The sequence below is a fragment of the Bacillota bacterium genome (assembly GCA_012837335.1).
GTDB lineage: Bacteria > Bacillota > Limnochordia > Darwinibacteriales > DTU012 > DTU012.
This window is the reverse complement of record DURM01000023.1, coordinates 1-14,231: the sequence shown is the minus strand read 5'-3', so window position 1 is coordinate 14,231 and position 14,231 is coordinate 1. Positions and strand designations below refer to the sequence as shown.

Sequence of the window (14,231 nt, the reverse complement as noted above, 5' to 3'; positions counted from 1 at the left end):
CAAAGTCGGATAATAAATAGCCATGGTTTCACCCCCGGTTTCGACCGGAGGGTGAAACCATGCTTGCATAGCAAGCACTAGAAGGGATCAGGATCAATGCGTGTCAATGACAGAATTCCCAGGATTAAGCTTACAGTTACTAATGACAGCTCGATTACCCGGAACAAGGAACTAATATCCAACGGGCTGCCGCTTCCCCAGCATCTGCGGGTGCGAGATACCGCTAAGTTAGCTCTTTTTAGCGAATCAGGTGCATATGTACCGGCTCAATTTCAAGCTCTTTCGTGGTGGCCGGACGGTAGTTTGAAGTGGGTATTAATCAGTTTTGTCGCAGATGTTAGTGCTGATGAAACCAGGATTTTCTGGCTCGATCTGAATTCATCTGGATCTACTACCGACCAGTTTATTGCCAGTGTTGCAAAATCCGGAGATATATGCGTTGATACAGGAAAGTTGGGTTTTTCTGTTTCCCGGAGCTGCCGGTCACTATTTGATGATCTGAAACTTAAAACTGAAGCAGGATGGATTAGACTCGACACTTATAACGGTTTTATTGGTTCGAAAGTAACAGTCGATTCTCAACAGCTTGATATCGGATCAGCTAAAGAGATAATGATTGATGATAATGGTTCAGAAAGAGCCGTTATTTGTTTTACCGGTTACTATGAAAGTTCCAGCGGACAGGCATCTAATTTGATGTATATTATCAGAATTACCGTCCATCGCGATAGTTCTGCTGTACGCGTTTTACATACAATCCGCAATTTAGGATCTGCGATCGAACTTAAGGGATTAGAGTTTTTAATTCCTCTCCAAGCGAATCATATAAAGGTATATCATGATAATCATTTAATTGAGAAGTATTGTGCAGCCAGTAATGAAGGCTCTTTTGGCGTTCTTCACGATAGTCCCGATGAGTATTACCACGGGAACCTTGCCAAACAAGATGCAAAGACTTCTGGACAGTTTGCTGGGTGGGCAACGGTGGAAACAGAATCTGGCTGGGCTCTTTCCGCAGCAGTTCGCCATTTCTGGGAGAAGTATCCCAAGAGCTTAGAGCTGGGGCAGACCGGCTTCAGTCTGGGGCTGCTGCCGACTTCATCCCGCACTTTTGATTCGTTTTTACCGGGAAATCAAGTCAAGCACAGCTATGCATTGAGGCAGGGTGAATCCCGGACCCATGAGTTTATGCTGTATTTTCATACGCCTAATCCTGATGGCGGTCAACTTCCGTCTGTAATGAACCAATGCCATGCGCCGCTGCTAGCGCTGGCGCCTTGGGATTGGTATGCGGAAAGTGGTGCGCTGGGTGATCTTTCCTGTCAAAACTTTAAGCGCTACCCTGAATATGAGCATGCCATCGAATTAGATTTTCAAGCTCTGATGAAGAAGCGAGCTGAACATAGACTTTATGGAGATCGCAATTTTGGGGATGATTCATACCGCAGGCTTGGGTCTTGGAACAACTGCGAATACGACTATCCCCATGTGGGGATGCTGATGTTTTTGCGTGGGGGTGGACGCAAGTGGTATGATCTGTTTGCTCTGCCAGCAGCCAGACATATGATTGATATCGACTTTATCACAGCGGGATCTGAGCAGGGAATGGTTTATCAGCACGACAATGACTTTGATCCCGATGTTCTCGGACACAGTTCTGCGGGCTCCGGCAAACTCGGCTCCCACGCGTGGGTGCAGGGACTTTTTGAATACTACGCTTTTTCTGGCGATTATACAGCCCGCGACGCGGCTTTAATAGTGGCGGATCGGTGGGCAGAATTGACTTGGGAGCAGTATCAAAAGGTTGCCTTAGGACAAGTTCCAGCGGCTCGTATGTACAGCACCGAACGGCAGTGGGGCTGGACAAATCTTGCTTTAATGGGAGCTTATCATGTTATTCCTAAAGAGGAATATCTTAAAAGTGCTGCCGCGTTAGTTGATATAGCGCTGGAACTGCAGAACCAAGATGGACTCTTTACAGGCTTTTTTGAGCGTAATGGCTTTGCTGGAATGCTGATGGGAAGTCCTATAATTGATTCGCTGGTACTGTACTATCAAGCCACCGGTGATGAGCGGGTAAGAGAAATGATTGTTAGAGCGGGACGAGCATTTTCAGAATACGGATGGATCGATCCTCCGGGCGCTTGGGCGTATCATGCCGCTCATCGAGATTACAAAGCCAGCTCCGATCGCAATTTAGCTCCTGCAGTTGCCTATGCGTACTATTATTCCGATACAAAGGAGCAGGACAAGGTTTTATGGGAGCGGGCGGTTAAAGGATTTACTAGAAGCTGGCATGAAACTTCTTCCGCAGGGAAGGGTTTGACTCAAGGCCACCGATTTGCAGTTAGAATGCTGGCCTTGATGGATAAAATTGAACGTCAGGATTAACACACCATTCTTAAGGAGGATAAATGTGGTTAATATCTTAGATTTTGGAGCAGTAAGAGATGGCAGCCAAGTATGCACCCAAGCATTTAAAGCAGCAATTGACGCTGCGTTTACGCAGGGGGGAGGCACAGTGCTCGTTCCGGCCGGCACCTACCTTACCGGACCAATTGAATTAAAAAGCAATATCACTCTGCATCTGGAAGCAGGGGCCGTTATTAAGTTCAGCAGTGATTTAAACGACTATCCGGTAATTGTCACCCGCTGGGAAGGAGCAGATGTTTCCGCTTATATGCCTTTGATTTATGGCAAAGGTCTTGAGAACGTTGCGGTTATAGGCCGCGGCACTCTTGATGGACAGGGTTCTTTTTGGTGGCACAAAAAATGGGAGCACGCCCGTCCGCGCATGATCAGCTTTGTGGAAAGCCGCGATATTCTGATTGAAGGCGTAAAGCTGATCAACTCGCCGGCTTGGACAGTAAATCCCATCGAATGTGAGAATGTAGTAGTGGATAAGCTGACTATTGTTAACCCAGCAGATTCGCCCAACACTGATGGGATTAACCCTGATTCATGCAAAAATGTTAGGATCAGCAACTGTCATATTGATGTAGGCGATGACTGTATCGCTATTAAATCAGGAACTGAGAAAAATCCGAAGCGGATTCCCTGCGAAAATATTACAATCACTAACTGCACAATGGTTCACGGCCACGGCGGGGTGGTAATCGGCAGTGAAATGAGCGGCGATGTCCGCAATGTAACTATTTCAAACTGCATTTTTGAAGGTACCGATCGGGGTATCCGCCTGAAAACCCGTCGGGGCAGAGGCGGCGTGGTTGAAGATATTAGGGTCAACAATATCATTATGAGAGGCGGATTCTGTCCGATCGTTCTTAATCTCTTTTACCGCTGTGGTGCAGATGGAGATCCGGTCGTAGAGGACCGCAATGCCCGTCCCGTCGATGAAGGAACTCCAAGCTTTAGAAGAATTCGCTTCAGCAATATTACGGCCCGTGAAATTCAGGCTGCTGCAGCTTACCTCCAGGGCTTGCCGGAAATGAAGCTGCAGGACATTACTTTTGACAATATCTCAATTCACATGGCAGATGATGCTGAACCAAGAACACCAGCTATGGTCCGCAATCTCAAGCCGATGGCACAAATGGGTATTATTGCTGATCAAGTTGCCAATCTCAGGTTTACTAATGTGGATGTAATCAATCAAGTTGGTGATGAAATTACCGTCACTAACGGTGAGAATATTGTAATCGAATAATAAAAACGTAAAGGAGGATACCATGTCTAAAAACAGTGTATGGGTATCAGATCAAGGAGATGGAACCTATATCAACCCCATTTTGCATCTTGACTATTCTGATCCGGACGTGATCCGCGTTGGAGATGATTACTTTATGACTGCTTCCAGTTTTCAGTGCACTCCGGGTCTGCCAATTCTTCATTCTAAAGACCTGGTCAACTGGCAGCTGGTAAATTACGCCATTAAAAATGTTGACCTTCCCGGATATGATAAACCGCTTCACGGCTGCGGAATCTGGGCACCATCTATCCGCTACCATGCTGGCAAGTTTTGGATCTGCGTGGGTCTGCCTGATGAGGGAATCTACATGACTACCACCGAAGATCCTTTCGGCGAGTGGTCACCCCTGTTCTGCGTTAAACCGGGGAAAGGCTGGATTGATCCCTGCCCCTTCTGGGATGATGATGGTCAGGCTTATTTGGTCCATGCCTTTGCTGCCAGCCGCTGCGGTATTAAAAGCAAGCTGATTTTACACAAGATGGCTCCCGACGGCAGCCGCGTTTTAGATGAAGGCAAGATTATCTTCGATGGGACTGTAGATCATCCGACCCTCGAAGGTCCGAAAATGTACAAGCGCAATGGCTACTATTACATTATGGCTCCCGGTGGCGGAGTAACCAATGGCTGGCAGACTGTGCTCCGCTCGAAAAATGTTTGGGGACCATACGAAGACCGGATCGTTCTGCGGCAGGGCAGCACTCCTATCAACGGACCGCACCAAGGCGGCTGGGTAGAGACCCAAACTGGAGAATCCTGGTTCATCCACTTTCAGGACCGGAACGCCTATGGACGGATTGTTCACCTGCAGCCGGTTGCATGGATCGACGACTGGCCGATCATGGGGGATAACGAAGAACCGGTACTACGCTATAAAAAGCCGAATGTGGGCAGGGAGTATCCAATTGCAGCTATTCCCACATCGGACCAGTTTGATCAGGACAAGCTGGGTCTCCAGTGGCAGTGGTTTGCCAACCATAAAGACAGCTGGTACAGTTTGGGCAAACATGGCCTGCGTCTGTTTCCCCAGAACATTCCCGGTGAGCGGAAGACTCTGTGGGAAGTACCGAATATTGTCGCACAAAAATTCCCAGCGCCCGAGTTTGCGGCCACCACCAAGCTAACATTTCAGCCGCAGCTTGAGAGTGAGCAGGCAGGACTGATCGTGACCGGGGATAAATATTCCTATCTATCGCTCCGCAAATCCGGTTCTGGTTGGACGCTTGAGCGCTGGGTAGGCCATAAGGATCAAGATGAAGATCAGCTGACTGCATCAGTTGATTTAGACACCAATACTGTTTATTTAAGGGTAGAAGTAAAAGAGCCTGCAGTATGCACTTTCACATACAGCCTTGATGGTCGAGAGTACGTTAAGCTGGGGGATGAACTCCACGCCGTTAAAGGACGCTGGATTGGCTCAAAGGTCGGTCTGTTCAGCACTAATACGACTGGTGAAGGATCTCTTGGGTACGCTGATTTTGCCTGGTTTGATGTAAGTAAGTGCTGAGAACAGGTTAATGAAGCAGCCGGCAGATTGCTCTGCCGGCCTATTTTCCAGACTCTAAGGAGGGCACTTATGCGGAAACTGGTAATTTTAACTCTAATAATCTGCTTGGCTCTTGGCCTCACAGCTTGTGCGGCTGGTTTGAATTCAGAGGATGAAAGCATTATTCTAGAGGCTGTGTCTGACTTGGCCAGCGGCGATCTCAATGTTAAACGTGAAGCACTGGCAGTGCTGAACAGTTATGGTGAAGCTGCTGTTCCTCTCTTGGTTAAACAGATGCAGCGCAATCAGAGTGAATCATCTTTTATCGGCTATGATTTAGTAGTCTTCGCTGAGCAGCTTGGCGAAGGTGGTTTGCCCATCATTGTTCAAGGTCTGCGTGATGTGAATTTAACCACAAGGACGAGAGCTGCCAAAGCTGCGTATACCTTAGGGCCACAAGCAGAGGAAATTGTTAATGAGATAGCAAAGGTAGTTTTGGACCGCAGGGAAGATGCGGGCGTGCGTTCTCAGGCGGTGGATGCGCTGCGGGCAATTAAAGCAGTCAATCCTGAAGTTATTAGGGCATTAGCAGTTTCGATGGCTGCTGAGCCAATGGTGGCGTGGAAAGCAAATCAGGCGATTACAGCTCTCAAGGTCAGCTTCGATGAAATCATTCCAGTGCTTTTCGATGAGTTAGCCAATAAGCGCAATATCTATGGTGTTGTTTCCGGTATCTCCGCAAATCTTTACAAAGCATCTGATCCGGTTGGACTGCTTCGCGAAGCATTTGCCAGTCCGAGTGAAGCGCTGCAGAATAATCTCTGGACCATAATTGACGGTTTGTATCCCCGCATGGCATCTTATACTCCGGAGATTTCCGGGCTGCTGAAGGAGCTTGCTGCAAACCACACGGGTACTCTCAAGGAGCAGGCGATATATGCGCTGGGTGAACTCACCAATTATGACGAAACACTAGTTAGCGATATCTTAGCTATGATTAATAATCCTCGGGCAGCTGCAGAAGACGTGGTACTCCTTGCGTTAGCTTTAGAAAAGACTAAGCCCGATCAATCAGAAGTGATCGAATTCTTCATTAATGCGCTGTTAGATGAAGAAACAGATAGTCAAGTAAAACTGGCAGCTGCACGCTATTTAGAACACTGCGAGGCGGTACTTGAAGAAGATGCGCTGTATCTCCTAAGTGCTGTTGAGTCATTTGAAGAGGATGTTCTATGGAGACTAAGCCCAATCGTTTACCAGGCAGCTGAGCAGTCCGAAGCAGCAGTTGACACTCTGTATCAAATTACAGATCATGAATCGCAGCTGCTTCAGGACTTTGCCGTTAGTGTGCTCAGCGCTCTCGGGAAAGAAGTAAAAGCAGAACGTGGATTGGTGATGGCAGATGATAACGCCGAACAAACCCCTGCTTTTCCCACTGCCGAAGGATATGGCAGATATACTGTAGGAGGCAGAGGCGGAGATGTGTACATTGTTACTAATCTCAAAGACAGCGGTCCCGGCAGCTTAAGGGAAGCTGTCAATGCTTCCGGACCGAGAACCGTAGTCTTTGCCGTATCCGGAAACATTATGCTTACAAGTTCTCTTGATATTATTAACCCATACATTACCATTGCCGGCCAAACAGCTCCCGGAGATGGAATCACAGTAGCCGGTGCCCCGGTTAACATCAATACTAATCAGGTTATTATCAGGTACTTGCGGTTCCGCATGGGCGATTACAACCGATATGAGGCTGATGCCATCGGCGGCAGAGGTGTTTCTAATGTGATCCTGGACCATATTTCCGCAAGCTGGTCTACGGACGAATGCGTTAGTTTTTACCTGACCAACAATCTGACAGTCCAGTGGTCAATTATCTCAGAAAGTCTGCGGGGATCAGTGCATGTTAAGGGCAATCATGGCTATGGAGGAATCTGGGGAGGTTTTTCTTCCTTCCACCACAACTTGATGGCTCACCATTCCAGCCGCACTCCTCGGTTTGACGGAGAAAGAAATACCAATCAGCCTGCTACCGATATGCGCAACAATGTAATCTACAACTGGGGCTTCAACAGCACGTATGGCGGCGAGGGCGGCAACCACAATATGATTGCCAACTATTATAAACCCGGACCCGGGACCAATAGAGGCAGTGTAAATCATCGTATAGTTGAGATCTCCAATGGCGGCAAATGGTACATTGCGGATAACTATGTGGATGGCTATCCCGCTATTACAGCTGATAACTGGGCTGGTGGAGTACAGCCGAGAGTAAACCGAGCCGAAGACGTAAAGCATGATGAAGAATTTCCGGTTCCGCATGTGACAACTCACAGTGCTGAGGAAGCATTTGAGCTGGTCTTAAAACACGCCGGTGCTTCACTGCCGGGCCGCGATGCAATTGACAAGCGGATTATCGAAGAAGTTAGAACCGGAACCGCGGCTTATGGAGGACAGACTACCGGTTTAGGAACAGGCATTATTGATTCTCAGGACGATGTCGGCGGTTTGGTATTTTTAAGAAGCTTCAGGATGCCTCTGGACAGCGATATGGATGGAATTCCCAACTGGTGGGCTATCAAGTATGGCTTTGATCCCAATGGTGGAATAGATCAGGCTGCCGATCTTGATGGCGATGGTTACACTAATATAGAAGAGTATTTAAATGGAACTAACCCGCTAATCAGTGATCTCTAAGAGATCCGCTGTATAGAAAAATAAGTCCCTCATTTGGGGCTTATTTTCATTCGACCACATTTTGATAGCATTTTTAATAAACCTTTGTGTGCAAAAATATGTGGAATTTCTCTAAACATGCAAGAATATGCGTAGCAATCGTTAATGGGTAGGGTGTATAATTAACCTGGGTTTATTATAATTTAACCATCTTTACAGCTATGTGCCTTTTTGGCATGAGGAGGACGATTATGGGTAAACAAAGTCAGATTGCGAGATCTTTGCTGGTGTTTTTTACTGTTATCATGTCTCTGGTGTCTGCAGGTTTTACCGTTTTGGGAGCCGGTTTCAACCCCGAAAGCGGATTAGATGGAAGCAACCCGGGGATTATTGATAATGAGGAAATCATAGAGTATGTCAAACTGCTGATTTCACCGGATAATACGATCCGAGCAAATGCCGAGCAGAAATTGGAAGATTTAGGTGATGCGTCAATAACCGCCATCGAGAAGGTGCTGCGGGATTTGGATCCTGAAACCAAGGTGTTAAGAGGTGTAGCTGCCAAGTTCTTGGCTAGAATAAAGAGCCCGAGAGCATTACCCGCGCTGCTGTTTTCCGTGAATAATGATGAAGATACATTTACCCGGGTAAACGCTATTCACAGCTTAGCCAAAATCGGCATAGCAAATTCAGAGGTTTTAAGTACGCTTGGCGAAGCACTATTTGATTTGGATGAAGATGTGAGAACAGCTGCTGCTGAGGCATTAGGAGCCTTTGGGGAACCGGCAGGAGAGTATGGAATCGATCTGCTGCTGCTCTCCCATTCAAGCAGTGCTCGGTTTGCCTGGGCCTGTCGGGTGGCAGCAGGAAAAGCTGCACCGGGAATTATGTCGTTTACCGACGATACAATCGAAGAAATCATTTCCCGCCTTCCTACTTTGGAGTGGCAGGATTTGGCGGCCACCGCTCTTGGCAGAAATGCGAATAAAACTCTGCCGCGGGTAGCTGAGATTGCTTTTGACCAGAACCAGCTTTTAGGAATGCGGATACCGGCTTTAAAAGCGATCGAACGCTCTGGAGTGCTTGACCAGGTGATAGTTGCAAGACTGCTGGATTTGATTGCTTGCGAGAACGAATCACCGTTAATCAAGATGGCAGCCAGAGACGTGCTGGTTAAAAGAGACCCAACGCGGTACCCGGAATTGGCTGATCAAATTGCCGCAGTAATCGCGGATAACCCTCTCAGCCAGTATGTTTCCGATAATCGGATTCCAATTCAGGTAGAAAACTTCGCTGTAACCGATCGGGAAAATGTGCTGATTCGCGCAGTTATCGGTTTTCCTGCGGAGTATAAAATCGAAAGCGAAGCAGATTATGCGGTAAGAGATGAGGACAGTAGGGCTCTTTACTTTAGAATGAAGCCTCTCAGTTATTGGGAAGATAACCTTTCGGCAGTGCGTGCTGCCGAGATTGAGTTTTATGCAGACTTAAAGGCGCAGGATCGGGGGATATACTATGTTGATTTCAATCAGCACGAAAGACCCGCTGCACCTGCGGTCATTGATGCTTCCGGGCAGGTAAGGGTCAGTATTCCGGAGCAGGGAATGGATGTTATTTCGACGCCAAATCTGGACCTAGGAGAGCGGTGGCTGATGCAGTTAGTCGTTGCGCAGGATGGCTCAGGTAATTTTCCTACTGTCCAGGCAGCGGTTGATGCGATACCCGGCTTTAATGATCAGCGGGTAATTGTTTATATTAAAGAAGGGTTTTACCACGAAAAGCTGATTATCCCCGCTGACAAGGATATGATCACTTTTATCGGGGAAAACCGTGATACGACCATCCTAAATTTCAATGAAACACCATATGTCCAATATTCCACCGATGCTCAGTACCGCATTGCCAATGCAAGCACAGCGATCCTCAGCGATGACTTTACAGCCGAGAACATTACTTTTAGCAACTTGGCTCCTGTTGGAACAGGTCAGGCTCTTGCTGTGGATCTCAGGGGAGATCGGATGGTATTTACGAACTGCAAGTTTGTTTCCCACCAGGACACAGTGTTTGCGAACACCCAAGGAAGATTATACTTTTACCGGTGCCATATTGAAGGAGATGTGGATTTTATTTATGGTCCGGCAACAGCGGTGTTTGAGGAGTGCGACATTGTTAATGTCAGAAAGACCGGCGGATACGTTACCGCAGCATCTACTCCTCCTGAAAAAGAGTTCGGGCTAGTTTTCATTAACTCGCGCATTATCGGAGATGTCAATCCGGGCAGTGTGTGGTTGGGCAGACCATGGCGTCCTTATGGCCACACTGCGTACATCAACTGTTATATGTCAGAGGTAGTACAGCCGACCGGATGGCATAATTGGGGCAAACCCAGCAACGAAGAGACAGCCCGCTATGAGGAATACAACAGCTATGGACCGGGAGCTAATCCAGACAGTCGGGTAAAATGGAGCAGACAGCTGACTGATGCCGAAGCGAGCCACTATACAGTAGAAAATATCCTTAAAGGCGATGATGGCTGGAATCCTAAGCGGTAAATAGAAATAAAGAACGATATTAGAAAAGCAGGGATCAGTGTTCGTACTTTGTCCCTGCTTAATTATTGGGTTCCTATACACTTGCTTTGAGGGGGAATTTGCTCTGCTGCACTTTGCGAAATTCGGTTGGACTGTACCCAGTAACTTTTTTAAATGTCCTGTTAAAGTGAGAGATATTGTTAAATCCGGTATCAAAGCAGATCTTGGAAATAGAAATACTGGTGTTTCTTAACAGCTTCTGGGCATGACCGATCCGCACAGCATTGAGATATTCAACGATAGTTAATCCGGTCACTTTTTTAAAGGTGCGGGATAAATGGGATTTGCTGACATGGAACTGGTCTGAGAGCAGCGGAAGAGTAATATCATGCATGTAGTTATTTCCGATATAGGATACAACATCATAGATTTTTTTGTCCACGCTTGTTTTCTGCACCAGCTTGTGGTTAGCGGATAGGGCATGACGGTGAATATGGATTAAAGCTTGCGTTATGTATGTCTGGATAGCCGACCGATAGCCCATTGGCCTGGTTTTCAATTCGACTAAGATGTTGAAGAGGATTGATTCGATTATCGATTGATTCTTTTTGTCAAGAGATACTACTGGGGTGGTGTAGTTGAAGCACTCTGTCAGATCGATATCGTTAAGTTCATTGGCGGTTAGGAATTCTTCCGGGATTTGCAGTACAATACGCTCATAATCCGGTACATTTGTTGTGGAGGTTTTATGAATGATATTGCGGTTAATTAGAACGATTTCTCCCCGCTTGACATAGTATCTTTGTCCGTTAACATAGTAGGAACGTTCGCCATTGCAGAGATAGTAGAGTTCATATGTATCGTGAGCATGATAATTGCTCATATTTGCACTGGAATATCCGGGATTATTGACATAATTAACCCGAAAATTATCACAATGGAATTCTAATTTTTTACTCATGGCATCAGAATCCTCCATTAATATAATCCAGCTGCTGGCACTATTATATCATAGATCGGGAGCAGAAAATGCAAACTTCATCGAACAGGAATAAAATGACTATAGATAGAAATTATGGTGCATAATATCGATTGGTAAAGAAACTGAGAATTAAATTGAGCTTTAAGGCATTCAACTCCTAGGAATAGAAGAGGATCGTTTGGTGTACGGGCTGATTAGATCCTATACCCAAAGAGGAGCTCCAATGCTGACAATCTAAATGCTCATATAAACAAAAAAGTCCGGTTTTTATCCGGACTTTCCGATTATGTTTATAATTGTTTTGCCCACTTTTGCCCAATGGAGCACAGGTGTCAGCGATGGGCTTCATCAAAATGTCTGATAGAAGTGGCAGGGGAGACAGGACTCGAACCCGCAACACCCGGTTTTGGAGACCGGTGCTCTACCAATTGAGCTACTCCCCTAACACAATTTATAATATACCACAGGAATTCGCTCAGGTCAAGCCCTTTTTGGTAAATAAATTCAAGATTCTTCCAGCGTGCACCACTTATGTCCTGCTCCATAGTATATGGAGAGGAGAGAAAGGATGGTGCAGTTTGGAGTTGCTCACAATTTTACTTTTAGCAGCAGCCGTTAGCTTCGATTCTCTGGCTATTGGAATGACGTATGGGATGGCGAAAATTGTAATACCTATTTTGCCCCGGATTATGCTGAGTGCAATCTCGTTTGTGACAATACTCTCAGCCATGTTCATTGGAGACTTATTGATCATAAACATGACGCCAAAGGGGGCTGAATTATTTGGGGGAGGAATATTGGTGCTGCTTGGATTATACAGTCTCTGGCGGACTTATCAGCAGTCAGACCAACCAGTAGAACTCCCACAGGAGCCTGTGCAAGAAGTATCCGTGATAACAGTCATGCGTGTTTTCAAAGACCCGTTAGAAGCGGACTATGACCGCTCTATGACCATTTCACTTTTTGAATCGGTTTTCCTAGGTCTAGCATTAGCGTTCGATTCGTTTGCTGCTGGAATAGGCGCTTCCGTTCTTAATTTTCCCCGATTGTTTACATCTGGCGCTGTAATGGCTTTTAGTTTGGTTTTTCTCTCACTTGGGTTACTGTTGGGAGCAAAAATTGATGCAGCAGTAAAGGGAGCCTTTTTGAAATGGATACCTGGTGCCATTATTGTCTTAATCGGGTTGATCAAAATATCAGTTTGATTATATAAAAAGAAGAGGAGCTCAGCGGCTCCTCTTGATTGTTAGTTTCTTGCTCTTTGTTCCTGGTTTTCAATACTTCTAGGGAGAAGCAGATTCATAAGAATACCTACTACAGCTGATAAGGCCATTCCCTGAATCTTAAATGCACCAGCTGAGATTCCGGCTCCGCCAATTCCCAGTGTTAAGATTACTGATGAGATAATGAGATTGCGTTTATTCGAATAATCGATTCCGCTTTCAACTAACGTTCTCAATCCGGACGAGGCAATTACACCGAATAACACCATGGATACTCCACCCATAACCGGTTCCGGAATAGTAGAAATCAAGGCTTCGGCTTTAGGTATGAATGAAAGCAGAACAGCAAAGATTCCGGCTAAACCGATTACCCAGACACTGTATACCTTGGTAATTGCCATAACACCAACGTTCTCGCCATAGGTTGTGTTAGGAGGACCTCCCCACAGAGCAGCCCAGGAGGATGCTATGCCGTCTCCAAGCAGTGTGCGGGCTAATCCTGGGTTTTTATAAAAATCACGTCCTGTGATTTTGCTCAAGACCAAAACATCACCCAGATGTTCTGCGATGGTTACTAAGGCGACCGGAGCAATCATAGTAATTGCCGCCCAACTGAATTTGGGAAGCATAAAGTTTGGCAGTCCAAACCAGGCTGCCTCACTCACAACAGTAAAGTCAACTGCCCCTCTTAATACGGCAAAAATATATCCTGCTACAATCCCGATCAGAATTGGAATCACAGCGAGGAAACCTTTAAAAACAACCGAACCAATTACTGTAACCAGAAGTGTAAACAGGGCAATTTGAACGTTAACATTGGCTATGCTGACGTTATCTCCCGCTAATCCAGCCATACTTACGGCAGTAGGAGCCAAGCCAAGACCAATTACGATGATAATTGAACCGATTACAACTGGTGGCAGCATTCGATCGAGCCAGCCTGTTCCCGCGCGGGAGATGAAAAAAGCAACTATGCCGTAGATTATACCGACAATCAAACCACCACCCAGTGCGTAGGGTAGGCCATGAGCAGCGGCAACTGCTGTAATTGGGGCGATAAATGCAAATGATGAACCTAGATACGCGGGAACTTTTCCTTGCGTAATAAAAATAAATATAAGTGTACCGGTACCAGAAGTAAACAGAGCCACGGCCGGTGATAATCCCGTTAATATAGGTACCAAGACTGTCGCGCCAAACATCGCGAAAAGATGCTGCAATCCTAATGGAACCATCTGAAAAAATGGTAAGCGTTCGTGAACGTCAATCGATTTTCTCATAAGTTATCCTCCTAACCATTAGTCAGTTCTGATTGCAGCTGCCCTTTGGAAAATTACTGAATGCTGCTTAAACAACCTCCTTTCTTCTTTAAAGAAGCTCAAAAAAATAGCTCCTGCCAGCAGACAGGAGCATAGAGTATCCCTAAAACAGACACCATAATACTAAGCTTCCTTACTGGCCTCTCTGGACTAGTTTAAAGGGCAAGCTACTTTCTCTAACCAGACTTTACCTGATCAGGCCAGCAATGTCAAGGGTTTTTTAACTTTTTTAAGAATTTGTCTGGAAAGGGTCATCTACATTCACTACTTCGGAACCTGTTTCTGCTAAAATGCGTCTTATGTCAGGG

At 46.2% G+C, this 14,231-nt stretch carries 8 protein-coding genes and 1 tRNA gene; 6 read left to right on the top strand and 3 right to left on the bottom strand.

What is annotated here, in order from left to right:
- The first annotated feature begins 96 nt into the window (after positions 1-96).
- From GX019_03285 to GX019_03265, 5 genes are all read left to right on the top strand, one after another.
- Positions 97-2,391: a hypothetical protein gene (locus tag GX019_03285; GenBank protein HHT36182.1), complete on the top strand. Its 2,295-nt coding sequence runs from the start codon at positions 97-99 to the stop codon at positions 2,389-2,391.
- A 19-nt stretch (positions 2,392-2,410) separates the two neighbouring features.
- On the top strand, positions 2,411-3,667 hold the full coding sequence (locus tag GX019_03280) for a glycoside hydrolase family 28 protein (GenBank protein HHT36181.1): 1,257 nt from the start codon (positions 2,411-2,413) through the stop codon (positions 3,665-3,667).
- Positions 3,668-3,689: 22 nt separating this feature from the next.
- Entirely contained in the window at positions 3,690-5,213 is a 1,524-nt protein-coding gene (locus GX019_03275) for a glycosyl hydrolase 43 family protein (GenBank protein ID HHT36180.1), read from the top strand.
- A gap of 1,374 nt (positions 5,214-6,587) precedes the next feature.
- Positions 6,588-7,889 (top strand): pectate lyase, encoded by a 1,302-nt coding sequence (locus GX019_03270; protein HHT36179.1) that lies wholly within the window; start codon positions 6,588-6,590, stop codon positions 7,887-7,889.
- 230 nt (positions 7,890-8,119) lie between these two features.
- On the top strand, positions 8,120-10,420 hold the full coding sequence (locus GX019_03265) for a hypothetical protein (GenBank protein HHT36178.1): 2,301 nt from the start codon (positions 8,120-8,122) through the stop codon (positions 10,418-10,420).
- A 73-nt stretch (positions 10,421-10,493) separates the two neighbouring features.
- Here GX019_03265 and GX019_03260 read toward each other — a convergent pair whose 3' ends face one another.
- Both GX019_03260 and GX019_03255 read right to left on the bottom strand, forming a co-directional pair.
- Positions 10,494-11,360 carry an AraC family transcriptional regulator gene (locus GX019_03260; protein ID HHT36177.1) on the bottom strand — a complete coding sequence of 289 codons (867 nt, stop codon included), beginning with the start codon at positions 11,358-11,360 and terminating at the stop codon, positions 10,494-10,496.
- Positions 11,361-11,748: 388 nt separating this feature from the next.
- Positions 11,749-11,824 (bottom strand) — tRNA-Trp (locus tag GX019_03255).
- Positions 11,825-11,959: 135 nt separating this feature from the next.
- On the opposite strand from GX019_03255, the gene ytaF reads away from it, so the two are divergent.
- Complete coding sequence (gene ytaF, locus GX019_03250) at positions 11,960-12,586, top strand: sporulation membrane protein YtaF (GenBank protein ID HHT36176.1); 627 nt, start codon at positions 11,960-11,962, stop codon at positions 12,584-12,586.
- A gap of 41 nt (positions 12,587-12,627) precedes the next feature.
- Here the strand turns inward: ytaF and uraA are convergent, their stop codons facing one another.
- Complete coding sequence (gene uraA, locus GX019_03245) at positions 12,628-13,884, bottom strand: uracil permease (GenBank protein ID HHT36175.1); 1,257 nt, start codon at positions 13,882-13,884, stop codon at positions 12,628-12,630.
- Positions 13,885-14,231: the final 347 nt, after the last annotated feature.